The sequence below is a fragment of the Bordetella muralis genome, from assembly GCF_965139205.1.
Taxonomy (GTDB): Bacteria; Pseudomonadota; Gammaproteobacteria; order Burkholderiales; family Burkholderiaceae_B; genus Bordetella_A; species Bordetella_A muralis.
The window spans coordinates 93,131-114,463 of sequence record NZ_CBCSIU010000006.1; the positions used below are offsets into that span (position 1 = coordinate 93,131).

General features: G+C 59.8%; 23 protein-coding genes. 17 read left to right on the plus strand and 6 right to left on the minus strand.

The window, feature by feature from the left end:
• Positions 1 to 39 precede the first annotated feature (39 nt).
• From ACNA0I_RS11400 to ACNA0I_RS11450, 11 genes are all read left to right on the plus strand, one after another.
• The gene (locus tag ACNA0I_RS11400; RefSeq protein ID WP_415806120.1) at positions 40 to 246 is read left to right on the plus strand and encodes a hypothetical protein; all 207 of its coding nucleotides are present in this window, start codon (positions 40 to 42) and stop codon (positions 244 to 246) included.
• The gene (locus ACNA0I_RS11405) at positions 243 to 1,649 is read left to right on the plus strand and encodes an amidase (protein ID WP_415806122.1); all 1,407 of its coding nucleotides are present in this window, start codon (positions 243 to 245) and stop codon (positions 1,647 to 1,649) included. The genes ACNA0I_RS11400 and ACNA0I_RS11405 overlap by 4 nt, the downstream gene beginning before the upstream one ends.
• Positions 1,650 to 1,765: 116 nt before the next feature.
• Positions 1,766 to 2,935: an ABC transporter substrate-binding protein gene (locus ACNA0I_RS11410; protein WP_415806123.1), complete on the plus strand. Its 1,170-nt coding sequence runs from the start codon at positions 1,766 to 1,768 to the stop codon at positions 2,933 to 2,935.
• 94 nt (positions 2,936 to 3,029) lie between these two features.
• On the plus strand, positions 3,030 to 3,896 hold the full coding sequence (locus ACNA0I_RS11415) for a branched-chain amino acid ABC transporter permease (RefSeq protein WP_415806124.1): 867 nt from the start codon (positions 3,030 to 3,032) through the stop codon (positions 3,894 to 3,896).
• Positions 3,897 to 3,942: 46 nt separating this feature from the next.
• Positions 3,943 to 4,911, plus strand: coding sequence for a branched-chain amino acid ABC transporter permease (locus ACNA0I_RS11420; RefSeq protein ID WP_415806125.1), 969 nt, complete (start codon positions 3,943 to 3,945; stop codon positions 4,909 to 4,911).
• Entirely contained in the window at positions 4,908 to 5,690 is a 783-nt protein-coding gene (locus ACNA0I_RS11425) for an ABC transporter ATP-binding protein (RefSeq protein ID WP_415806126.1), read from the plus strand. The genes ACNA0I_RS11420 and ACNA0I_RS11425 overlap by 4 nt, the downstream gene beginning before the upstream one ends.
• Positions 5,668 to 6,378, plus strand: coding sequence for an ABC transporter ATP-binding protein (locus ACNA0I_RS11430; protein WP_415806127.1), 711 nt, complete (start codon positions 5,668 to 5,670; stop codon positions 6,376 to 6,378). Before ACNA0I_RS11425 ends, ACNA0I_RS11430 begins: the two co-directional genes overlap by 23 nt.
• A 2-nt stretch (positions 6,379 to 6,380) precedes the next feature.
• Positions 6,381 to 7,151 carry a glucose 1-dehydrogenase gene (locus ACNA0I_RS11435; protein ID WP_415806128.1) on the plus strand — a complete coding sequence of 257 codons (771 nt, stop codon included), beginning with the start codon at positions 6,381 to 6,383 and terminating at the stop codon, positions 7,149 to 7,151.
• A 76-nt stretch (positions 7,152 to 7,227) separates the two neighbouring features.
• Entirely contained in the window at positions 7,228 to 8,049 is an 822-nt protein-coding gene (locus tag ACNA0I_RS11440; protein WP_415806129.1) for a phytanoyl-CoA dioxygenase family protein, read from the plus strand.
• A gap of 23 nt (positions 8,050 to 8,072) precedes the next feature.
• Positions 8,073 to 8,969 carry a polysaccharide deacetylase family protein gene (locus tag ACNA0I_RS11445; protein WP_415806130.1) on the plus strand — a complete coding sequence of 299 codons (897 nt, stop codon included), beginning with the start codon at positions 8,073 to 8,075 and terminating at the stop codon, positions 8,967 to 8,969.
• A gap of 208 nt (positions 8,970 to 9,177) precedes the next feature.
• A complete protein-coding gene (locus ACNA0I_RS11450) occupies positions 9,178 to 9,810 on the plus strand; it encodes a flavin reductase family protein (RefSeq protein ID WP_415806131.1) in 633 nt (210 codons plus the stop codon).
• 50 nt (positions 9,811 to 9,860) lie between these two features.
• Here the strand turns inward: ACNA0I_RS11450 and ACNA0I_RS11455 are convergent, their stop codons facing one another.
• From ACNA0I_RS11455 to ACNA0I_RS11465, 3 genes are all read right to left on the minus strand, one after another.
• Positions 9,861 to 10,745, minus strand: coding sequence for a LysR family transcriptional regulator (locus tag ACNA0I_RS11455; protein WP_415806132.1), 885 nt, complete (start codon positions 10,743 to 10,745; stop codon positions 9,861 to 9,863).
• A 78-nt stretch (positions 10,746 to 10,823) separates the two neighbouring features.
• Positions 10,824 to 12,893, minus strand: a complete 2,070-nt coding sequence (locus ACNA0I_RS11460) for a 2Fe-2S iron-sulfur cluster-binding protein (RefSeq protein WP_415806133.1) — start codon at positions 12,891 to 12,893, stop codon at positions 10,824 to 10,826.
• A 62-nt stretch (positions 12,894 to 12,955) separates the two neighbouring features.
• Complete coding sequence (locus tag ACNA0I_RS11465; RefSeq protein ID WP_415806134.1) at positions 12,956 to 13,567, minus strand: glutathione S-transferase family protein; 612 nt, start codon at positions 13,565 to 13,567, stop codon at positions 12,956 to 12,958.
• Between the two features lie 180 nt (positions 13,568 to 13,747).
• Here ACNA0I_RS11465 and ACNA0I_RS11470 point away from each other — a divergent pair, with 180 nt between their 5' ends.
• Genes ACNA0I_RS11470 through ACNA0I_RS11485 form a run of 4 tightly spaced genes read left to right on the plus strand, consistent with a single transcriptional unit; the run spans position 13,748 to position 17,409 of the window.
• Positions 13,748 to 14,296, plus strand: coding sequence for a YdeI/OmpD-associated family protein (locus ACNA0I_RS11470; protein ID WP_415806135.1), 549 nt, complete (start codon positions 13,748 to 13,750; stop codon positions 14,294 to 14,296).
• A gap of 25 nt (positions 14,297 to 14,321) precedes the next feature.
• Entirely contained in the window at positions 14,322 to 15,326 is a 1,005-nt protein-coding gene (locus tag ACNA0I_RS11475) for a ligase-associated DNA damage response exonuclease (protein ID WP_415806136.1), read from the plus strand.
• Between the two features lie 59 nt (positions 15,327 to 15,385).
• The gene (locus tag ACNA0I_RS11480) at positions 15,386 to 16,990 is read left to right on the plus strand and encodes an ATP-dependent DNA ligase (RefSeq protein WP_415806137.1); all 1,605 of its coding nucleotides are present in this window, start codon (positions 15,386 to 15,388) and stop codon (positions 16,988 to 16,990) included.
• A complete protein-coding gene (locus ACNA0I_RS11485) occupies positions 16,987 to 17,409 on the plus strand; it encodes a DEAD/DEAH box helicase (RefSeq protein ID WP_415806138.1) in 423 nt (140 codons plus the stop codon). The genes ACNA0I_RS11480 and ACNA0I_RS11485 overlap by 4 nt, the downstream gene beginning before the upstream one ends.
• Here ACNA0I_RS11485 and ACNA0I_RS11490 read toward each other — a convergent pair.
• The 3 genes from ACNA0I_RS11490 to ACNA0I_RS11500 form a co-directional block, all read right to left on the minus strand.
• Positions 17,365 to 17,826 carry a hemerythrin domain-containing protein gene (locus ACNA0I_RS11490; RefSeq protein ID WP_415806139.1) on the minus strand — a complete coding sequence of 154 codons (462 nt, stop codon included), beginning with the start codon at positions 17,824 to 17,826 and terminating at the stop codon, positions 17,365 to 17,367. The genes ACNA0I_RS11485 and ACNA0I_RS11490 overlap by 45 nt on opposite strands.
• Before the next feature lie 87 nt (positions 17,827 to 17,913).
• Positions 17,914 to 18,810: a hypothetical protein gene (locus ACNA0I_RS11495; protein WP_415806140.1), complete on the minus strand. Its 897-nt coding sequence runs from the start codon at positions 18,808 to 18,810 to the stop codon at positions 17,914 to 17,916.
• Between the two features lie 138 nt (positions 18,811 to 18,948).
• A complete protein-coding gene (locus tag ACNA0I_RS11500) occupies positions 18,949 to 19,053 on the minus strand; it encodes an entericidin A/B family lipoprotein (RefSeq protein ID WP_415806265.1) in 105 nt (34 codons plus the stop codon).
• A gap of 243 nt (positions 19,054 to 19,296) precedes the next feature.
• Between ACNA0I_RS11500 and ACNA0I_RS11505 the strand changes: the two genes are divergently transcribed.
• Together ACNA0I_RS11505 and ACNA0I_RS11510 are read left to right on the plus strand one after the other, a co-directional pair.
• Positions 19,297 to 20,106 carry a GntR family transcriptional regulator gene (locus ACNA0I_RS11505; protein WP_415806141.1) on the plus strand — a complete coding sequence of 270 codons (810 nt, stop codon included), beginning with the start codon at positions 19,297 to 19,299 and terminating at the stop codon, positions 20,104 to 20,106.
• A 20-nt stretch (positions 20,107 to 20,126) separates the two neighbouring features.
• A complete protein-coding gene (locus ACNA0I_RS11510) occupies positions 20,127 to 21,332 on the plus strand; it encodes an ABC transporter substrate-binding protein (RefSeq protein WP_415806142.1) in 1,206 nt (401 codons plus the stop codon).
• The last annotated feature ends 1 nt before the right edge of the window (position 21,333 follow it).

A 21,333-nucleotide genomic window follows, 5' to 3' on the forward strand; every position in this document is an offset into this window, starting at 1 on the left:
GGTTAACTACTCCCATGTTTACTAACTGGGAATGCAATCATGGCGTTGTCCGGTGCGGCCAGTCGGGTCAATCCCTTGTATCTGCTGATGGCGCGCGATGCGGGCCTGGATGAAATCGTAGGCGCCTTCGAGCAGGATCTACTCATCGCGATTCAATCGGCGATGCAGTTGCGAAATGTCTTGTTTACGCTCGATGATGTCAAGGCCGAGGTATGGCCCCCGATGCAGGCGAGGAGCTGCCCGTGAACGATATTCACTGGATGACAGCCGCCGAGCTGTCGCGCGCCTATCGCCATGGTGCCTTGACACCCGAAACCGTCGTAAAGGCGCTGCTCTCGCGCATTGCCCGCTACGACGGCGGTATCAACGCTTTTGTATCGCTGGATGCAGAGGGGGCGCTCGCACAGGCCCGGCAGGCAGGGCACGAGATTGCCGCCGGAAACTGCCGTGGCCCATTGCATGGCGTTCCGGTGGCGTTGAAAGATCTGATCGACATGGCCGGGCAGGTCACGAGTTGCCATTCCCGCCTGATGCTTGACCAGGTGGCCGAACGCGACGCGACAGTCGTCAAGCGGTTGCGTGACGCGGGCGCGATCACCCTGGGCAAGCTGGCGCTGCACGAGTTTGCTATCGGTGGCCCCAGCGACGATGCCGCCTATCCACCGGCGCGTAATCCCTGGGATACGGAACACCAGACGGGAGGCTCGTCTTCCGGTTCAGGTGCCGCGGTGGCGGCAGGCTTTGTGCCATTGGCCCTGGGAACGGATACGGGCGGGTCGATTCGCAACCCGGCCGGACATTGCGGCGTGGTGGGCTTGAAACCCACCTATGGCGCGGTGTCGCGCCATGGGGTGTTCCCCCTGTGCTTTACCTTGGATCATGTCGGGCCCATCGCACGCTCGAGCGAGGATCTGGCGATCGCGATGAACGTTATCGGCGGTCATGATCCCGAGGACCCCGGCAGCGCGCAGCAGACGGTGGACGATTACACCGCGGAACTGTCTCGAGGCCTGCGCGGCCTGCGTTTTGGTCTGGTGCGCCATTTTCATGAGCAGGACATGCAGGCCAGTCCCGAGGTGGTCGGTGCCATTGACGACGCCGTTCATGTGTTGCGTCAACACGGTGCATTGGTGACGGACGTGAACCTGCCGCCGCTGGCTCGTTTCACGACGGCGCAGCGCGTCATCTTTCATGCGGAGTCTTGGGCAGTACACGCGAACTGGCTGCGCGAGCGGCCGGCTGATTACTCGTATATCGCACGGCGAAAACTGATTGTCGGCGCATTTCTTGGCGCAGGCGACTACGTGCAGGCGCAACGCTGGCGCCTGCAGTTGATCGAGGCCGTCGATCGAGTGCTGCGCGATGTTGACATCCTGGTCGTCGCCAATTCTCTGGAGCCGGCTTCGGCAATCGACGACGAAGTCGAGTTTGCCCGTACGTATGCCCGCCAGGCGCGTTCGCCGTTCAATTTGACCGGGCATCCTGCACTGGCCGTGATGTGCGGCTTGTCCGGTAAGGGACTGCCTTTATCACTGCAGTTCGTCGGCCGTTGCCACGAGGACGACAAAGTGCTGCGTGCGGGAGCAGGATTCGAGCAGGTCACGGCCTGGCGCGGACAGCATCCCGCCATTGACCGCGAGGCTGCCTAGCAACGGCAGACGGGACGCTTGAAAAGTGCGGGGGGCACTTTCAGGAGGGCATAGCGACAAGAGGAAGATCACCATAACAAGCTGAGGTCAAACCAAACTGTTCAAGGGGAACGCGCATGTTCAAGCAGATCAAGGTACTGTCATTCGTCGCAGCGATGATGCTGGCCTCTACGGCTGGCGCCCAGGAAGAATTGAAAATCGGTGGCATCGGACCACTGTCGGGCGGAGGAACCGCCTGGGGGTTGGCCCTGCAGCGTGGGATCCAGATCGCGTTCGACGAGGTCAATGCGGCAGGCGGCCTGAAAGTGGGTGACAAGGTCTACACACCGAAACTGGTCATGTACGACGATAAATACACCGCAGCGGGGGGACGCCTGGCGGCTGATCGGCTGATCAATGCCGATAACGTCAAGTTCATCATCGGTCCTATCGGGTCGCCATCGGTGTTGAGCGCGGTGGCGGTGACGAACCCGGCCAAGGTGCTGTTGCTGTCCAATGGCTTTTCACCCACCATCTTGAAGAACGAGTCGAAATCGCCTTACAACTTCCGTGCGATGAACAGTACGGTCGAGTTCGGGCCGCCGATGGTGAAGTGGTTTCATGAAACGCATCCCGAGGTCAAGAAGGTGGCCTTGATTGCGCCAAACGATGCGGTGGGGCAATCTGTCGTGCCTCAATTGGCCGAATACTACAAGGCCAATGGCATCGAAGTCTGGACCGAACTTTACGATCGCGGCGCAAAGGAATTCACCCCCTTGATGGCGCGCATGATCGCTCAGAATGTCGATGCGCTGGACTTGAACAGCAATGCGCCCGGCGAGGCTGCGCTGCTGCTGAAACAGGCACGCCAGAGCGGCTTTAAAAAGACGATCTGGCAGGTCGGGGGACCTTCGGTCGACGAGATCGTGGATATTGCCGGCCCTCTGGCGAATGGCTTTATTTCGCTGAATGTGTTCGACTTCGATTCGCCTGACGCAAAAGGCTTTATCGAGGCATACCGCAAGAAATACGGCGACGGCGTGATCAACGCCCAAGCGCCAGGCTGGTACAACGCCGCCAAAATCATGCTCGAGGCGATTCGCCGTGCAGGGACGACAGAAGTCACTGCGGTGCGTGATTCGCTCGAGAAACTCGACGACTACGATGCCGGGCTATTCGGGCCGGTGCGCTGGGGCGGGATGAAAGACTACGGCGTCGAGCATCAATTGCTGATGAAGTTCTGGATCGTCGAGGTCAAGGACGGCAAGCAGGTCACTATCCAGGCATTGCAACCCGAAAAGCGCTAAGCCATCTTTGCAATGAGGTTGTGCCCGCGCGCCACTCGACCGTTCGGAACGGTGGCGCCCGGTATCTAGTCGTCCGACCTAGTGAGATCCGCCGATGTTCTCTTTACCGATCCTGAGCCAGGTCTTCATCAACGGCCTTAGCCTCAGTTCTATCTATATCCTGGTTGCATTGGGCTTTACGCTGTTGTTCGGCATCATGCGCGTCGTTAATTTTGCCCACGGCGCCTTTGCCATGCTGGGCGGTTACGCGCTGTACTACCTGTACGGGATATACGGTTTGCCCTATCCGATCGCCGTGGTCGGCGGCGCGCTGGTCGTCGCGCTGTTGGCGCTGGTTCTGGAGCGCCTGGTATTCCGCTGGTTCTACCACAAGATGTTCCAGAGCATGATTGCGCTGCTGGGCCTGAATATGGCGCTGGTCTATGCGGCAGTGCTGATCTGGGATGTCAACGAGCGCTCGTTGCCGGCCGTGACCGACACCATGATCGATGTGCATGGCGTATTGCTGCCGATGGATCGATTGATCATCATGGGCATCGCTGTCGTGGTGCTGGGGGTGTTCTGGTTTTTCGTCACGCATACGCGGCAAGGCCTGGCTATGCGCGCGGCGGCGCTCGATTCCGATATCGCGGCCACGCAAGGCATCAACACGCGATTCATTTACATGCTGGCCTTCTTTATCGCGATATTCATGACGGCGTTGGCGGGCGGCCTCTATGCGCAGACCTATGCGCTGTCGCCATTCATGGGCGATCGCCCGTTGATGGTCGCATTCATCGTGGTGATCCTTGGGGGGATGGGCAGCGTATCCGGCGCGGCGCTGGGAGGCGTGCTGCTGGGCTTTGCGGAGAGTTTTCTGTCTACTTTCTATGGCGCGTCGGTGTCGTCGTTCGTCTCGTTCGGTGTGGTCGTCGCGTTGCTGATATTCCGACCCTGGGGGCTCCTTGGCAAACCTGAATGAATCCATACCCATCGGCGGGCGAAGCACTATCCGAGCAGAGGGAACCATGCCCAAGCTACGTAAACACGGCCTCTCGCGTATCGGCTGGATCGCGATGCTGATCCTGGTGGTGGCGTTGTTGTGGCCCATTGTGGTCAATAACTCCTTTTACATCACGCTGGGGACCATGGTGGTGCTGGCGATGATAGGCGCGGCCAGCCTGAACCTGATCATACGCACTGGCCATGTGTCGTTGGCGCACGGCGCTTTTATGGGCGTGGCGGCGTATACGAGTGTCTTGCTGCAGGTCGAGATGCAATGGCCATTTCTGCTGGCGATGCTGGCAGGCTGCGCGGCCTCGGGATTGCTGGCCCTGCTTATCGGCCCCATTGTGCTGCGGTTGACGGGTAAGTATTTTGTGCTGGTTACGTTCCTGCTGGGCGAGATATTGCGTCTGGTCTTTGTGGAGTGGCAATCGGTGACAGGGGGGGCCAACGGCATACAGGAAATCCCATTGGGGTTGCCGTTTTTTGCGTCGCCGGTGGCGTTCTACTATTTCTCGCTGCTCATTACGGTGCTGTGCATCGGCATCGTCTGGCGCATTCTATGCTCTGAAATCGGGCGCTCTATGGACGCAGTGCGCGAGGCAGACCGGATTGCCGAGAGTTCGGGTGTTCCCGTTATTCGGCTGAAGGTGATGATTTTTGTGATTGCCTGCGCGCTGGTGGGGCTGCAGGGTTCGCTGTCGGCGCAGTTGGTTCATGCGGTCGATCCGACGGGCTTTGATATGAATGTCTCGTTGGGTATGGTCGTTATGAACGTGCTGGGAGGCATGTATTACCTGCTGGGCCCGCTCGTCGGCACGGTCTTTATGGTGGCCTTGCCGGAACTGTTGCGCGGCTATGTAGAGCTGCAGCAAATCATCTTTGGCGTGATTCTGATCGTTGTCATGGCGGCATTGCCGGGGGGGATGATCGGATTGCTGTCCTTGATTCGTCACGGGGTGACGACGGTTTTCCGACGGAGGCAGACATGAGCCGATTGCTCGAGGTTTCCAATCTGTCGCGGCGGTTCGGCGGGTTGGTGGCGGTCAATAATCTCAGTTTCAGCGTCGATAAGGGCGAAATCGTGGGACTGATCGGTCCTAATGGCGCCGGCAAGACGACCGTCGTCAATCTGGTCAGCGGGATGATCCTGCCCAACTCTGGAGAGGTTCGTTTCGATGGTCAGGACGTGACGCGCACGCCTCCGCATGAGCGCGCCAGCCGAGGTCTGGTGCGCACGTTCCAGTCGACGGCGGTATACAAGAGCCAGACCGTGCGCGAGAACGCCATCCGCGGCACTTATCTGCAATCCTACCCAGGCCATTGGGCGACTTTTCTGTCGACGGCCCGTGCGCGGCAGTTGCGAGACGAAGCCGCGGCGCGCGCGGATCGTCTGCTGGCCTGGCTGGGGCTCGATTCGCTCGCCGATGCGCAAGCGGATTCATTGCCTTACGGTCATCAGAAGACCTTGGGTATCGTCATCGCACTGGCTGCCGAGCCGCGCATGATCATGCTGGACGAGCCGGTTGCCGGCCTGAGCGCCGAAGAAACCGACCACGTGCGTGAGACCATCTCGCGCGTGCGCGACCGCGGGATTTCGGTGATGGTGATCGACCACAACATGCGTTTTATCTCGGGGCTATGCGACAGGCTCTTTGTCACCTCGCAGGGGTGCAAGATCGCCGAAGGCACGCCTGAGCAGGTGCTTGCCGATCCGCAAGTCATCGAGGCTTATCTGGGGAAGGCCTATGCCGCTACTGAGCGTCAATGATCTACAGGTGCGCTACGGGCACATTCAGGGCACGCAGAGCGTATCGATGACGATTGCGCCGGGCGAGACGGTTGCCTTGATCGGGTCCAACGGCGCTGGCAAGAGCAGTACGTTAAAAGCCATTCTAGGCATGGTGCCCTATGCCCGTGGCGATATTCAGTGGGAAGGGCACAGTCTGAAGGGCCGCAAGCCGCACGAGATTCTCAGGGCGGGTATCGGCTTTTCTCCCGAGGGCCGCCGCGTGTTTGCGCAGTTGACGGTACGCGAGAACCTGCGCGTAGGGGGCTACAGCAGGTCGGCCCAGGAAATATCCGCGCGCACGGAACAGATCTATCAGTATTTCCCGCGGTTGAAAGAGCGGCATAAACAGGATGCGGGCAGCCTCAGCGGCGGAGAGCAGCAGATGCTGGCGATCGGCCGCGCGCTGATGTCTTTTCCAAAACTGTTTTTGTTGGACGAGCCGTCGTTGGGGCTGGCTCCCATCATCGTGGAGCGTATCGGCGAGATCTTGATGGAGATTCAACAAACCGAAAAACTGGCCATCGTCCTGGCCGAACAGAATGCCAATTGGGCGCTGAGCGTGGCACACCGGGGCGTCATTCTGGAAATGGGGCGTAATGTCGACACCGGTGATGCTGCGGCGCTGCGCGATAGTCCAAAGATACGCAGCGCTTATTTGGGGGTGTGACGATGAGCGATCAGAAATTGCAGGGCAAGGTTGCCGTGATTACGGGCGCTGCGTCAGGCATAGGGGCAGCATCGGCGCAGTTGTTTGCAGCTCATGGCGCCCGCGTAGCGCTGGTAGATGTGGATGCGGAGGGCTTAAAGACGGTAGCCGCCGCTGTTGAGGCGAACGCAGGTCAGTGTGTGATCGAGGTGTGCGATGTGACGCAAGCGGGACAGGTCGATGCCGCGGCGTCCCGGATCCTCGAGAAATGGGGCGGGGTGGACGTCATGATGCCGTGTTCGGGCGTCTCCGTTGGCGGCACGGTCGTCACGATAGAGGAGACGCTCTGGGACCGTGTGTTCGATATCAATGTCAAAGGCACTTATCTGTGGCTGCATGCAGTGCTGCCCTCGATGATCGCCAGAGGTGGAGGCTCGATAATTTTGTTGGGGTCGCAACTGGTGGCTTCCAGTGGCGGCAACAACGCGGCCTACATCGCATCCAAGGGTGCGATTGCGGTATTGGCGAAAACCATGGCAGTGGATCATGCGGCACAAGGTATCCGCGTCAACGCGTTGATGCCGGGGGTGACTGACACTGCCATGCTGCGCCGGTCGTTGCAGCGTCATGACGACCCCGAGGCTTGCCGGCAACGCTGGATGGCCCGGCATGCCATGGGACGATTAGGACGCGCCGAAGAGGTGGCGCGTGCGGCGCTGTTCCTGGCAAGCGATGATTCATCGTTCACGACGGGCAGCCATCTCTACGTCGATGGCGGCTGGTCTGCAATGTAGCAAAGACAAGGCGCGACGCGATCTCTATGCCGCGCTTTATTCCTATCACGCAGCATCGTAATTCTGGAGATTCGACATGGGAAAGAAACTCACGCAGGCGATGGTGGATCATTATGCTGATAAGGGTTTCGTTTGTCCGGTGGACGTTTTCAGCCGCGAGCAGGCCGGGGCCTATCTCGCCAAACTGGAAGCATTTGAGAACGCGCAGGGACAGCAGCTGACCAAAGGGTTTAATTTCAAACCTCATCTGTTGTTTACCTGGGTGGACGAGATTGCCCGGCATCCGGCGGTGCTGGATGCGGTCGAGGATCTGATTGGCCCGGATATTCTGCTGTTTCACCTGTCTGTCTGGCCCAAGAATCCGCATCATTCGGCCTATATCAACTGGCATCAGGACGCGACCTATTTTGGTCTCGATCCCTCGACTCAAGTCACGGCATGGGTGGCGTTGTCCGATGCGCCGATCGAGGCGGGCTGCATGGAGGTGGTGCCGGGATCACATAAGCTCGGCCAACTGCATCACGGCCAGAACCATACCGATAATATTCTGCTGTCCAAAGGGCAGACGGTAGACGTGCCCTTTGATCGTTCCCACACGGAGTTCATGCCGGTGAGGGCGGGTCAGATGTCGCTGCACGATACCTTTCTGGTCCATGCATCGGGAGCCAACAACACCGATTACCGGCGTGTGGGGTTGGGATTCAGTTATATCCCGGCCAGTTCGCGCTGTATCAGCAAGACCCGGCTCACGGCCTCATTGGTGCGCGGAAAGGACTACGGGAATTTTGATCTGGAGCCACCGCCACAGGTCGATAACGGCGAGCAGGAGCGAGCATTTCACCAGGATGCCGTAGCCCGTTTTCGTGCCGCCAATGATGAGCTCGCCGCCAGATATTGAGTTTTGACCGAGAGGATCTCACCATGTTTGAACTACCGCATCACGGTCGCTATGGGTATTCAGCGATCACCCGTCGTCCCGACTATTCCTGGCCCGAGGACCGACGGCTGGCCATATATTTTGCGCTGAATATCGAGCACTTCGCATATGGCGGTGGGCTGGGCCATGCGATGACCAATGAGTTGCCGGGGCCCGATGCGCGCACGTTCGCATGGCGCGACTATGGTAATCGGGTAGGGGTATGGCGCATGTATGATTTGTTTGACGAATTAAAAGCGCCGGCCTGCCATCTGGTGAACACGGCGATATTCGATTACTGTCCCGAAGTGATTGAACCCATCATGGCACGGGGCGACGAGATCATCGCTCACGGCCGGACCAATGCGGAGCGTCAGGGGCAATGGTGGGAAGCTGACGAAAAGCGCTTGATCGAAGACGTACGCGACAAGATCGCCAGCCACACGGGGCGGGCTCCCCGGGGTTGGATGGGGCCGTGGATGTCGCAAAGCCGTGTGACGCCAGACCTGTTGCAAGAGGCCGGCTACAGTTTTGAAATGGACTGGCCCGGCGACGATCAGCCGATATGGATGCAGACCCGGAACGGCCGGCTGATGTCTATGCCGTATTCGCTGGAAATCAATGACTCGCCGCAGGTTCTGGTACGTCATCACACCGCCGAAGAGTTCGCGACCATGATCGTGCATCAGTTCGAGGAAATGCTGCGTCAATCCGAGCGCCAGCCGCTCGTACTGGGTATCGCGCTGCATACGATGATTGTGGGGCAGCCTTATCGCCTGTATGCCTTGCGGCGCGCCCTGGAGCATATCGTCAATCACCCGCAGGCCGACAAGGTATGGATCACGCGGCCAGGCGAGATCTATGACCATCTGATGTCGTTGCCGGAAGGCACGGTGGTGTGAACGTCGAGACGTGACGATGGAGCCAGATAAAGGCGGAGACAGCAGACGTGTGCGGGCGGTATCACCCACGTTTTTCACGGTGCCGCGATCAACGCGAGGTCCGAGCGAGGGGTGGCGAAAACCTTGCAGGTCATTGAGGTGAACGTAAAGAGCGCATTGCGTGTGCGTCGGGTTGCGGCCATCGCGAATGCTGGAACACAGGACAAATATGGACATTGATATTCAGGCTCTACCTCCCGCAGATCAGTATCGATTGTTGTCGTCGACGGTGGTGCCACGGCCTATCGCGTTGATCTCCACGTATTCCGAGGAGACCGGCCACAACACGGCGCCATTCAGTTTTTTCAATGTCATGGGCGAAGCGCCGCCTGTGATGGCGATCGGCCTGGAGGATAAACGCGGCAGCGGTGCGTTAAAGGACACGACGATCAACATTCGTGCAACCGGCGAGTTCGTCGTGCATCTGGTCGATGAGGCGCTCGCGCAGGCGATGAATGTATGCGCGATCGATTTTCCCCGCGATATCTGCGAAGCGACCGAGGCCGGGTTGACGTTGGTGCCATCCAGCGTAGTGCAGCCTCAACGCATCGCAGAGGCGCCCGTTGCTTTTGAGTGCCGCAAGATCGCGATGATCGAGATCAATCCACATCGGCATATCACCCTGGGCGAGGTCGTGCGGATGCATGTGCGCGAGGGCCTGTTCGATGCAGATCTCAAATATATCGACCCCGAGAAATACCATCCGATCGGGCGAATGTTTGGCCGGCTCTACACCACCACGCGCGGGCATTTCGAGATGGTGGTGCCTGATTACGATACCTGGCGTGATATGGAGCGGTGATGATGAGCCCGTCTATCCGTTGACGATCGACTGGCGCATCAACAAGGCCGTCAGCCAACGCGCGCACGTAACATCGACACCGCCAGGTCTACGAATGCTCTGACTTTCGCGGGTGCTTGTCGGCCCTCTGTATAGAGTACGTGGATGGGTAAGGGCGGGTCTTCGTGTTCGGCCAATATGATCCGCAGTTTGTCTTCACGTAATGCCGGAGCGACCTGGTAATGCAGGACTCTGGTCAGAGCCAGACCGGCCACTGCGGTCGCAATGGCCGCTTCGTTCGAGTTGGACTGCAGCCAGTTATGTATGGTCACGCGCTGGTCATTGGCAAATCGCCATTCAGGTGAAACCCACGCGCCGGTCGAGGCGGCAATGCGGTGGTTCTTGAGATCGGCAGGGGCTTCGGGAATACCGTGTTCGTCAAAATAGGCAGGAGCACCGCACATCACTCGCCGGACGGTGCCGACCTGGATCGCTGAGAAACCCGAATCCTGCAAGTGGCCGATGCGAATCGCGACGTCGATGCCTTCGTCGACGAGATTGACGGGGCGATCTATGAACAACAGCCGGCCGTTGACTTTCGGATAGCGTTTCAGAAACTCGTGCACAATGGGCAGGACGTACATCTGCCCGAACAAGACCGACGCTGTGATGGTCAATGTTCCGGTAGGCACGGCATAGGACCCGGCTGCAGCCGCCTCGGCCTCGACGATGTCTGCCAGGATGCGCTTGCAGTCGTCCAGATAACGCTTGCCAGGTGCTGTCAGCTTGACTGAACGGGTCGTACGCACGAACAACCGTGCGCCGATCAGGTCTTCGAGCGCGGCGATGGCGCGAGTCACGGCTGGAGGACTCAGGTGCAGTTCACGGGCTGATGCCGCGAAACTTTCCGTTTCCGCGACCTTGACGAATATCCTCATTGCCTGCCAACGATCCATCTTTGCGCTCCCGTATCTCGACGTTGTTTCTATAGTACGAGTTTCGGAAATCGTCGTGGCCTGACGCAATTTTTTTCCTTAGAGAGCGAGGTGAATACGCTCCTCCGAGTCTGTCTGCCGGGCAGGCACGGCGCAGCAGATCAGTACCTCGTCGTCGGCGACGGCTGCTGTCGGTGTCTTGATGTACGTGATGGCGCCCTTGACCAGTTTGGTGCGGCACGTGCCACAACTGCCCGCGCGGCAACTGTACTCTGGATTGAGGCCGCGTGCTTCTGCAAGATCGAGCAAAGTTCCCGACGCCGGCGTCCAGCGTGCTTCTTTCAACGAATTGAGGAATGCGATAGGTACTGGCGTGGTTGCGGCGGGCAGGCGCGCCGGTGCGGAGATTGCGACACCTGCATCGGGACTGCGTGTGAGCGAAGCGGGCCCGAAGGCTTCCGCATGGATACGGCGATCGGCCACCCCATAACCTCTGAGGCCGTCGTATAACGCTTGCATGAACGGAGGCGGGCCGCAAAGGTAAAAGTCATAGTCGTTGAACGACAGAAACCGGGTGAGCAACGCCATGTCGATACGGCCTGCGGCGTCGTAGTCCTGGCCGGAGGTTGCATTGGTGACGTCGCCGAGGACGCGAACGAGCTCGACTGCGCCGTTGGCGGCGGTGACCAGCCCGTGCAGTTCTGCATCGAATGCGCGTTCTTCCTTGGATCGGGCGGCTTGAAAGAGCACGGTAGGGCGCACGCGCTGTTTGCGCAGTCCTTCGTAGACGACATGCTTCAGCATGGCGAGCATCGGCGTGATGCCGACGCCGCCCGCCAGCAAGACGGCGGGGCGTTTTTCGTGCGCATCGATGGTGAACGCGCCGGCGGGTGCGCGGGCCTCGATGGTGTCGCCCACCTGGATATGATCATGCAGGTGCTGCGATACCGTGCCCTCGCGCTTGACGCTGATGCGATAGACACCATCGGAAGGAGCGACCGACAGGGTATAGGTGCGGATGAGCGGTGTGGCCGTAGCTGGTAGCGTGACGCGTATCGGCAGATGCTGGCCCGCCTGGTGCGCCAGCAGACTCAGCCCATCGGCGGGCTGCAGATAGAACGACCGGATCGATGCGCTTTCGTCGACGATGCGTGCGACGGTAAACGGCCGCCAGCGCGAGGCCAATTCGTTCGCCTGCAAGCGGCCGGCCGCTTGCGTCCAGTCGCCTGTCATCAGCGAATTGGGCGACCAGCCGTCTGCCCGAAGCCGCCACCGCAGTGCGAGTGCGCCCCGCCGGCGAACAATGCGGCGCGGACGGAACGTCCAGAGACGCTCCGCACCCTGGAAGGCGGCGATTTCCGGGGAATCCAGAATGACTTGCGCATCCCCAGTCATCTGCAATACATCGCCGCTTTCGTAGTCGACAAAGAGCATTCCGGCTTGATGATTCAGAATGAAGTTGCCAAGCGTTGCGAAAAACAGATTACCGTCAAAGTCGGGGATGGTGAGCATCCCGTCGTCGTCAACGCGGACAAAGCCGGCCTTGCCGCCCCGGTGCGAAACGTCGACCTGCCGGCGGTCTTCCCGATCAGCATACGAGGCGACAAAGAAGGCGTCTGCGGTATCGATCATGGACCGGGCGGCAGGGTCGAGTTCAAGCAGATCCTCGCTCGCGGCTTCATACGCCGCATTGGGATCACGCACAAAATCGAAATCGCGCAATTGAATGTATCGGGGGCAATTGCCAAAACTCTGGTCCACCTCGACGTGCAGACCGTTGTCCGTATTCGTCACGACGCCGTTCATCCGATTGCGGCGGCGGGTGTGCATTTCGATACCGAGCAAACCGATCGGCGAGCCGGTTCCCAATCCAGTATGCGCGGGGTCGCTTATGTCTGGACGAGCCGTGATATTCAGCGTCGTCGGCGTGGGCGAGTTCATGAAGCCGGGCTTGCCAGACAGAATCGTGGCCCAGGCATTGTCATCTGCGTCGACACTGCCCAGCACGATAAAAGGCAACTGCGCGTAGAAATCACGATGCTGATCCGGCATGTAATCCCGCACGACCCGTTGGCCGACGGCGCGCATCCGTTCGGCGACGCCCACTTTTTCCTGGAGATAGGTCTCGCCCGCATGCCATACCGGTAGCGTTGACAGCTTCGTGGTCATCTCGATGTCCTTGTTCGTTCGTAACGTGCGGGATCGTTTGATGCGGTGAATGGCTGCGGAATTCAGGCCGCGAGTCCCGCTGGCGTCTGTACGAAGGGCACGAACCCCGGCAGCGCCTCAATCCTGCGTAAAAATGCGTTGACTGCCGGATAGCCCGAGAGATCGACGTTGCCTTCGGGCGCACGCGCTACGTAACTGTAGAGGGCGACATCCGCAATCGTCGGATGCGTGCCGACCAGCCAGTCGCGACCGGTCAGCTGCTTTTCCAGGCGGACGAACAAGGTATGCGCTCGTGCAATGACTTCCTCGGGGTTGTATTTGGCACCGAACACGGTGATCAGGCGGGCGGCTCCAGGGCCGTATGCCACTTCGCCCGCCGCGACGGACAGCCAGCGCTGTACCGCGGCGGCGCCTTGTGGATCTTCAGGCAGCCACTCTGTCCGACCCGCTTTCTTTGCCAGGTAGACCAGGATCGCGTTGGAGTCGGCGATGACAACACCGTTGTCGTCCAGGACGGGGACCTGTCCGAACGGGTTGAGCGCCAGGAATTCCGGGGTCTTGTGTGCGCCAGCGCTGAGATCGACTTCGATGAGTTCGTGAGGCAGGCCCAGCAATGAAACGAATAAATGGGCACGATGCGCGTGGCCGGAAAGGGGGTGGTGGTAGAGTTTCATTTGTATCTCCGATGGTGGCCGGACCATGTGCCGCGCCGTTAACGAAGATTAATTAAGGACGGATTTATATAGAATCCATTGATTTGGCACTTCACAATTTCACATGAAGGAATAATCGTCGGATTGGTCGCCGCGGTGGCGGGTGGTATAAATTGAGCAGGTATCCAACGACATCCCGATATGGCAAACACCGATGCTTCGACTTTCCAGGCACGGCTGCTGCGTCCAGCGAACCCGGACGCGGACGATTCATGGGCGTTCCTGGTGTTGCCCAAAGCCGCCAGCGACACGCTGCCCCGGCGGGGCAGGACGTCGGTAGAGGGGACGCTCAACGGACATCCTTTTCAGGCAACGCTCGAGCCTGACGGCCAGTTGAGTCATTGGCTCAAAGTGCCCCATGCGCTGCAAGAGGCAGCTGCCGCGTCATTCGGCGATACGGTTAGGGTTCAGATCGTGCCGGCCGATCCTGAGCCAGAGCCCGCGATGCCCGATGACCTGCGGCAGGCGTTGGCAGGGTCTGCCGAGGCGAGCGCCACTTGGAACGACACCACCACGCTCGCACGGGTTGACTGGATTCACTGGATCGAGTCTGCCAAGCAGGCCAAGACACGTGCTCGCCGCGTGCAGAATGCGTGTGAGATGCTCGCCGAGGGAGAGCGTCGTGTCTGCTGTTTCGATCAATCGGGCTTCTATAGCAAAAGCTTGAGCGCGCCGAAAGCCAAAGGGTGAACGCTGCGCTCAGGGGGGGACTTCTATGCCGGATATTGTGCAATTGCGCCCCGAAGGTCTCTACTGCCCGGCCGGCCAGTTCTATGTGGATCCGTGGCGGCCGGTGTCGACGGCCGTGGTGACGCACGGCCATGGGGACCATGCCCGCTCGGGAATGGGCCGCTATTACACCAGCCGCGAGGGACTGCCTATTTTGCAATGGAGGCTGGGCGAACAGGACTATCGCGCCTACGACTATGGCGAGGCTTTTACGCTGGGCGATGCTCGCGTGTCGTTGCATCCCGCGGGCCACGTGATGGGATCGGCTCAGGTACGCATCGAGGCGGATGGACAGGTGTGGGTCGTGTCAGGGGACTACAAACGTCAACCGGATCCGACTTGCCGTCCGTTTGAGGTCGTCCCTTGCGATACGTTCATCACTGAGGCGACGTTTGGTTTGCCCATCTATCGCTGGCCGGCCGCTGCCGATGTGGCGCGCGAGATCGTGCAATGGCGTGACCAGTGCGCCGCGCGTGGCGAGGTCGCTATTCTCTACTGTTATGCCTTGGGCAAGGCACAACGGGTGCTCGCGGAACTCGCACCGCACATCGACCGGCCCGTCTATCTGCATGGCGCCATTGCCGCCGGGGTCGAGGTGTATCGGCAGGCGGGGATTGCCATGGCAGACACGGCATTGGTGATGGAAACCGATGGTGCGGCGAGAGCGGGCGGCACGAATTTTGCTGGTGAGCTGGTCATGGCGCCTCCCTCGGCGGCAGGCAGCCCGTGGTTGCGGCGGTTTCGCAAGGCGCAGCAGGGCTACGTTTCCGGCTGGATGCGGTTACGGGGCAATCGGCGGCGGCGCAACATGGACCGAGGGTTTGTGGTCTCTGATCATGCGGATTGGCCGGGCCTGTTGCGTACGATCCGTGAGACAGGGGCGTCGCGCGTGATTGCGACTCATGGTGATACGCGAGCATTGGTGCGTACGTTGAATGAAGCCGGCGTGGCGGCTGAAACGCTGGTGACGCAGTTCGAGGACGAGGAATAGGGCGCTGATGTCGCGATTCGTCTTGTTTAGACCTTCGGGTGGAGAAAACTAGGGCGTGTATGAAACGATTCGCGGCACTCTATCAGGATCTGGACCGCTCTACTGCCACCTTGGACAAGCGGGCAGCCCTGGTGGCATATTTCCGCGATGCGCCGCCACGCGATGCCGCCTGGGCACTGTTTCTGTTCGCTGGGGGAAAAATCACCAGCGCGCGCCGCAAGATCGCAGCGGTAGGCGAGTTGCGCGCCTGGGTAGCCGATGCCTCGAATACGGCCCCTTGGCTGGTCGAGGCCAGCTACGAACAGGTGGGTGATCTGGCAGAGACGCTGGCCCTGTTGGTGCCCGACCCGGAACAGGCGATTGCCGAACGCAGCCTGGCCGAGTGGATCGAAGAAATCCTGGTGCCGGTGGCCAACCGGGATGAGGCCGAGCGTCGAGACGTCATCGTGTCGGCATGGCATGGCCTGTCGTTTGACGAACGTCTCGTCTTTAACAAACTATTGACGGGCGCGTTGCGCGTCGGTGTCTCGCAGCGCCTGGTGCAGCAGGCGCTGGCAGAAATGTCGGGAGTCCCTATCGCCCGCATCGCCCAGCGCATGATGGGCGCGTGGACGCCTAGTCCAGCGTTTTTGCTCACATTGCTCAGTACCGAAGAATTGCCGGGGGATCGTCAGCAGCCGTATCCATTTTTTCTGGCTTCTCCGCTCGAGAGCGAGCCGGCGAGTCTGGGATCTATCGACGAGTGGGTGCTGGAGTGGAAATGGGACGGTATTCGCGCTCAGTTGATCCGGCGTCATCGCGAGGTTGCGCTGTGGTCGCGTGGCGAGGAACGTCTGGACGGGCGGTTTCCTGAGGTCGAGGACGCAGCGGCCGCGTTGGACGCGGATTGTGTGCTGGATGGCGAGTTGCTGGCGTGGCAGGACGACGCGTCCGCGCCCATGCCGTTCTCGGCATTGCAGACACGTATCCAGAGGTTGAAGCCAGGCCCGAAATGGCTGGCCGAGGCGCCCGTGCGGATGCTGGTGTATGACATGCTGGAGCTCAATGGAAGGGACCTGCGTGAGCTGCCTCAGTTAGAGCGGCGTCGTCAACTCGAAGCGCTGTTGCAGCGCAATCCAGATACGCGGCTATGTCTCTCGCCTTTGATTCCACTGTCTGACTGGGACGCGGCAACAACGTTACGAGAGGAGTCGCGCGAGCGCGGCGTAGAGGGCTTTATGCTCAAGCGAGCCAGTGCGCCATATCAGAGCGGCAGGCGGCGCGGAGATTGGTGGAAATGGAAAGTCGATCCTCTGACGGTCGACGCCGTGCTGTTATATGCGCAGGCGGGCCATGGGCGGCGCAGCACACTTTATACCGATTACACATTCGGCTTGTGGGACGGGGATACCTTGGTGCCGGTCGCCAAGGCTTATTCCGGTCTCGACGACAAGGAAATCTTGACGCTGGATCGTTGGGTGCGCGCGCACACGCTTGAGCGTTTTGGGCCGGTCAGGTCCGTCAATCCTGTCCAGGTTTTCGAGTTGGGTTTCGAAGGCGTCAACCTTTCCAAGCGCCATAAATCGGGTGTCGCAGTGCGTTTCCCGCGTATCCTGCGCTGGCGGCACGATAAGCCGGCGGCCGAGGCAGATCAGTTGGACACCCTAAAGGCATTGGCGCGATGACAGGCCGGCCGCGTCGCTGGGACGCACCTCTAGCCGCGTGGTTTCAAGCGCGTGGCTGGAAGGCAGCCGCATTTCAGCGTGAGGTGTGGCAGCGGTATCTGGCAGGCGAATCGGGTGTGTTGCATACGCCGACAGGCAGTGGCAAGACGCTGGCGGCATTTGGTGGACCGGTACTGGAGGCGCTGGCAGAGCCCGTTGTGACGCGGCCGCCTGCGGCGCACGGCCCTCGTGTCCTGTGGGTCACTCCGTTGCGCGCGCTCGCTGCGGACACCACGCAGGCACTGGCGCAGGTCGTGACGGACAGTGATGACGACGTATACGTTTTGAGAATCTTCAGTGCGTGGCCGCTGCGTGTCATACGCGGACGGTTTCCGTTATTGATTGGCCAGCTTCTCTTTCATACGGGCATAGTCTTGTAGATATTCCCGGCCCAATCGGATTTTTTCCCTTTCGCTGAGGATTTTTCCAGAGATCTGGAAGAACTTCTTTTCCTCTTCGCGCAGGTGGTGACGGACCTCGTCGGATAGCTTTTTCGCTTTGGAAAGCCAGCTGCCGCCACGTGTTTCGGCCTTGCCGAGGTCTTCGACATACTCGTCGATCTCATGATGCTCGGCCAAGGCATGGCGCGAAGAATCCAGGCCCATGTCGTCCATCAGGATGGGAGCATACAGAAAACGTTCTTCCGCAGCCGCGTGAGCAGCGAGCTCGATCTTGAGTGCCTTGTAGATTTCGAGGCGGCGCTCACTGTGCGGAGCTGCGAGTAGCAGCTTTCTGCAGAGTGAGCGCTGGATTTCATGACTTTCGCGCAGAGCATCATAAATATTGGCAGCAGCCATAGTGCCTCCTTTTTTATGAGAAAAGCCGAGTCCGGCGGCGCCCTCGACACCGGAACTTTACATCCATTATCGAGGAGCAGCCGTGCTTTAGCGATCGCGGGCGCGTCCGCCGATCGTTGCGCAGAAGCTTGCCACGAAAGCCCCCACCAGTAACGACGCAAAAGCCCACAGCGAGAAGCCGGCAGCGGCCTTGCGTGTGGCATCGGCGGCTTCGCGGGCCGTTTGTTCGGCTTCGCGTGCGGTTTGTTCTGCTTGTTCTTTGATCTGGGTCAGGCGTTGCTGGGCCGTGGATTCGTCTACGCCTGCACGTTGCGCGATCAGTTTGACGAGGTAGTCCTGGTCTGTCTCGGACAGTTCGCCGGTAGCGAGACTGCGACCGAGTATGCGTGACGTCTCTTGTCGCACATCGCCTTGGGCCGTCGCTACCAAGGGATCATTGGGACGTAACAGCGCATCGGTGAAATAGTCCAGGGAAAGGCGATCTGCGCTTTCTTGCATGGATTGCCCGGCGGTTGCGGTGACGGCTCCTGCACTGGCCCCTGCCAGCGTGGCGCCTGCTTTGGCGGTGCCCGAGACGACCGATGCGACCGTGGTGCCCAAAAGAATCAGTCCCACCACGGCACTCAATGCCCAGACCAGAAAACCGTGAGCGGTATCGCGAAAATAGATTTCATCGTCGTGGACGTCCGTCCATTTTGTACGCAGCCGCCCCGCGGTGTAGCCGGCGATCCCGTAGGCGATGATGTGTGTGAAGAAGAGCCAGATGATGGATCCTACGGCGAGAGCCGGCCCGGAGGCTCCCTCGTCCCGCCAGGGAGACATCGAGACGAGCCCGAGTCCTGTACCACCGATGACCAACATCGCCGATACCGCCGAGGCGATGACGGCCCCGGCGATGACGGCGCCCCACGATACCGCGGAGTGTGGCGACTCTACGCCGCTCACGTCACGAGCATAAGAAGTCACGGACTGATCATTCTGCATGACATTTCCTTGTTTTGGTTGAAGTCACCTGCACTGAGTGGTCAGTGCCAGAATAGGGCTAGCAAAATGATGATCGGGATGGGTACACCCAGCAGCCACAAAAGTATGGATCGCATATCGTCTCCTTATTGAGGGCAGTTATTGCGACTTTTCCTGAATTTTTTCCCCACCGCGTTCAATGTCCTGTCCGGCCCCGTGCATCGTGTTGCAGCCGGCGGTGAGGCTTGCGGCGACCAGCGCCATGATCAGGAAGAATTGACGGCTTTTCATGGTGTGTCCTTGACAGAGTGTTGACGTGCCGTGCGTCAGCAAGTCGCGTGCCTGACCTGCCTTTGGCGAGGGCGGAGAGGGAACCGCCTTGAGCTTGGGCAGATCGACGCCTCAGAAAACCGGGGCGTGGCCGATATTGGTAATTACCCGATAGAACAGGTATATCCTTATTTGTTCTATTGACGATACATTGGGACATGGACAGAATCCTTGTCCATGGGAACCTCCTTACCGCTACCGAAATATCACCAGATCTATCTCGTCTTGCGCGAGCAGTTGCAAGAAGGGCGTTTCGATCAGGACGGCGTGCCGGGCGAGCTCGCGTTGGCTACGCAGTTCGAGGTGGCGCGCATCACCATTCGCAAGGCAATGGAGATGCTGGTGGCAGATGGGCTCGTGTCGCGCCGCCCGGGATTGGGTACGTGGCCGACACGGCATGCGCCCACCGACGGTGCCCGTGATTCCAGCAGTGCGACAACGCGCCCGCGCCAAAAGGCCCATCTGGTGGGCCTGATGGAAAACATCGTCAATATGGGCTTGCGCACGTCGGTGCATGTGTTGGACAGCGAGTTGGTCAACGCCTCGCCTGCGGTGGCCGAATCACTGGAGATCCCGGTGGGCACGCCCGTCCACAAAAGCCTGCGGGTGCGCAGCACCGAGGCGGGGCCTTTGTCCCATATCACCACCTATGTGCCGCAAGCCGTGGCGAATTTCAGCCGTGCGGACCTGGAACGTCAACCGCTGTTGATGTTGTTGGAGGCGGCTGGCGTCGAATTCGGTGGCGCTACACAGACTATCGGAGCTCGCTTGGCAGATGCGCAGATCGGCCGCCATTTGGATGTGGCGGTGGGATCGGCGTTGCTGTCGGTGGTTCGTCTGGTGCGTGATGTGAATGATCGTCCGGTGCAGTTGCTGCATGGTTTGTACCGTCCGGATCGCTATCAATATCAATTACAGCTGTCGCGCGTCGGGGACATCGACGCCAAGGTCTGGGTCAGCGAAGAGCTCTCGGCCCAATTTCATTAAGTCTCTTTCGGAGTTTTGCCATGACGACGCGCCGTACTTTTTTGACGCAGTCTGCCGCCGCGGCTGCTGTGTTATCCGCACCCTGGGTGGTGCGCGCCCAGTCCGCCACGCCGGTGAAAGTCGGCGTTCTGCATCCGGTGACGGGCGCGTTGGCGTATTCGGGACAGCAATGCCGTTTGGGGGCTCTGCTGGCCATCGAGGACATCAACAAGGCTGGTGGCATCAAGGCGTTGGGCGGTGCAAAGATCGAGGCTCTGTTGGGCGACGCGCAATCGCGTCCCGAGGCAGGCTCTGCCGAGGTGGAAAAAATGAATGCCGCAGGCGTGTCGGCGATTGTGGGCGCGTACGCATCCGCCATCTGTCTGGCGACGACGCAGACGGCGGCCAAATATGGACTGCCTCACGTGGTGGACGTCGGTGTGGCGGATCAGATCGTCGAGCGGGGCTTGAAAAATACCTTCCGTTTTGGGCCGGGCTATCGTACATGTACTGAGCGCGCGATTACTGATCTGGTGGCGTTGAATGACGCAGCAGGCAAGCCGGCAAAGACCGTGATGATCGTGCATGAGGATTCGTTGTTCGGTACGGGAACGGCAGCCTTGCTGTCCAAGACATTGCCCGAACACGGTTTCGAGGTGAAAGAGGTCGTCAAACATCCGAACCCGACCCGGGACTTCAACAATATCGTGCTGCGCATGCGCTCGGTGAATCCGGACATCGTGATTCCGGCAAACTACTACAACGAGTACGCCTTGCTATTGCGTGCGATGAAGCAGCAGAAGGTCAGCCCGAAGGCCATTTATTCCGTATTGGGCGGCGCAGCGTCGAGCTATAAATTCCTGAAAGAATTCCCCGATGTGGCCAACGGCATCATCGATTGCAATCATTGGTTCAATCCCAAAGACGCGCGCGTCGCGCCGCTGAAAGCACGTGTCGAGGAAAAGGGCGCGTATTTCAGCTACGAGGTCTTTATGACCTATGTCAGCGTCTACTTGTTGGTCGATGCGATCGAACGCGCCAAATCCACGGACCGGGCGGCGATCACCGAGGCATTGGCCAGCAGCACGTTCTCGGATCATCTGATGCCGTATGGCCCGACGAAATTCGTGAATGGCCAGAACACGGGTGCGCAGCCCCTGCTGACGCAGGTGATCGATGGCGATATCAAGGTCATCATCCCTGAGGAATACCGTCAGGCCAATGCGCAGTTTCCGGTAAAGGCCTAAG

Coding starts and splice junctions, on each gene's coding strand:
- ACNA0I_RS11510 (WP_415806142.1), top strand. CDS start 20,127: ATGACGACGCGCCGTACTTTTTTGACGCAGTCTGCCGCCGCGGCTGCT.
- ACNA0I_RS11460 (WP_415806133.1), bottom strand. CDS start 12,893: ATGACCACGAAGCTGTCAACGCTACCGGTATGGCATGCGGGCGAGACC.
- ACNA0I_RS11420 (WP_415806125.1), top strand. CDS start 3,943: ATGCCCAAGCTACGTAAACACGGCCTCTCGCGTATCGGCTGGATCGCG.
- ACNA0I_RS11425 (WP_415806126.1), top strand. CDS start 4,908: ATGAGCCGATTGCTCGAGGTTTCCAATCTGTCGCGGCGGTTCGGCGGG.
- ACNA0I_RS11445 (WP_415806130.1), top strand. CDS start 8,073: ATGTTTGAACTACCGCATCACGGTCGCTATGGGTATTCAGCGATCACC.
- ACNA0I_RS11495 (WP_415806140.1), bottom strand. CDS start 18,810: ATGCAGAATGATCAGTCCGTGACTTCTTATGCTCGTGACGTGAGCGGC.
- ACNA0I_RS11440 (WP_415806129.1), top strand. CDS start 7,228: ATGGGAAAGAAACTCACGCAGGCGATGGTGGATCATTATGCTGATAAG.
- ACNA0I_RS11450 (WP_415806131.1), top strand. CDS start 9,178: ATGGACATTGATATTCAGGCTCTACCTCCCGCAGATCAGTATCGATTG.
- ACNA0I_RS11480 (WP_415806137.1), top strand. CDS start 15,386: ATGAAACGATTCGCGGCACTCTATCAGGATCTGGACCGCTCTACTGCC.
- ACNA0I_RS11455 (WP_415806132.1), bottom strand. CDS start 10,745: ATGGATCGTTGGCAGGCAATGAGGATATTCGTCAAGGTCGCGGAAACG.
- ACNA0I_RS11475 (WP_415806136.1), top strand. CDS start 14,322: ATGCCGGATATTGTGCAATTGCGCCCCGAAGGTCTCTACTGCCCGGCC.
- ACNA0I_RS11505 (WP_415806141.1), top strand. CDS start 19,297: ATGGGAACCTCCTTACCGCTACCGAAATATCACCAGATCTATCTCGTC.
- ACNA0I_RS11485 (WP_415806138.1), top strand. CDS start 16,987: ATGACAGGCCGGCCGCGTCGCTGGGACGCACCTCTAGCCGCGTGGTTT.
- ACNA0I_RS11470 (WP_415806135.1), top strand. CDS start 13,748: ATGGCAAACACCGATGCTTCGACTTTCCAGGCACGGCTGCTGCGTCCA.
- ACNA0I_RS11430 (WP_415806127.1), top strand. CDS start 5,668: ATGCCGCTACTGAGCGTCAATGATCTACAGGTGCGCTACGGGCACATT.
- ACNA0I_RS11410 (WP_415806123.1), top strand. CDS start 1,766: ATGTTCAAGCAGATCAAGGTACTGTCATTCGTCGCAGCGATGATGCTG.
- ACNA0I_RS11500 (WP_415806265.1), bottom strand. CDS start 19,053: ATGGCGCTGGTCGCCGCAAGCCTCACCGCCGGCTGCAACACGATGCAC.
- ACNA0I_RS11415 (WP_415806124.1), top strand. CDS start 3,030: ATGTTCTCTTTACCGATCCTGAGCCAGGTCTTCATCAACGGCCTTAGC.
- ACNA0I_RS11400 (WP_415806120.1), top strand. CDS start 40: ATGGCGTTGTCCGGTGCGGCCAGTCGGGTCAATCCCTTGTATCTGCTG.
- ACNA0I_RS11465 (WP_415806134.1), bottom strand. CDS start 13,567: ATGAAACTCTACCACCACCCCCTTTCCGGCCACGCGCATCGTGCCCAT.
- ACNA0I_RS11490 (WP_415806139.1), bottom strand. CDS start 17,826: ATGGCTGCTGCCAATATTTATGATGCTCTGCGCGAAAGTCATGAAATC.
- ACNA0I_RS11435 (WP_415806128.1), top strand. CDS start 6,381: ATGAGCGATCAGAAATTGCAGGGCAAGGTTGCCGTGATTACGGGCGCT.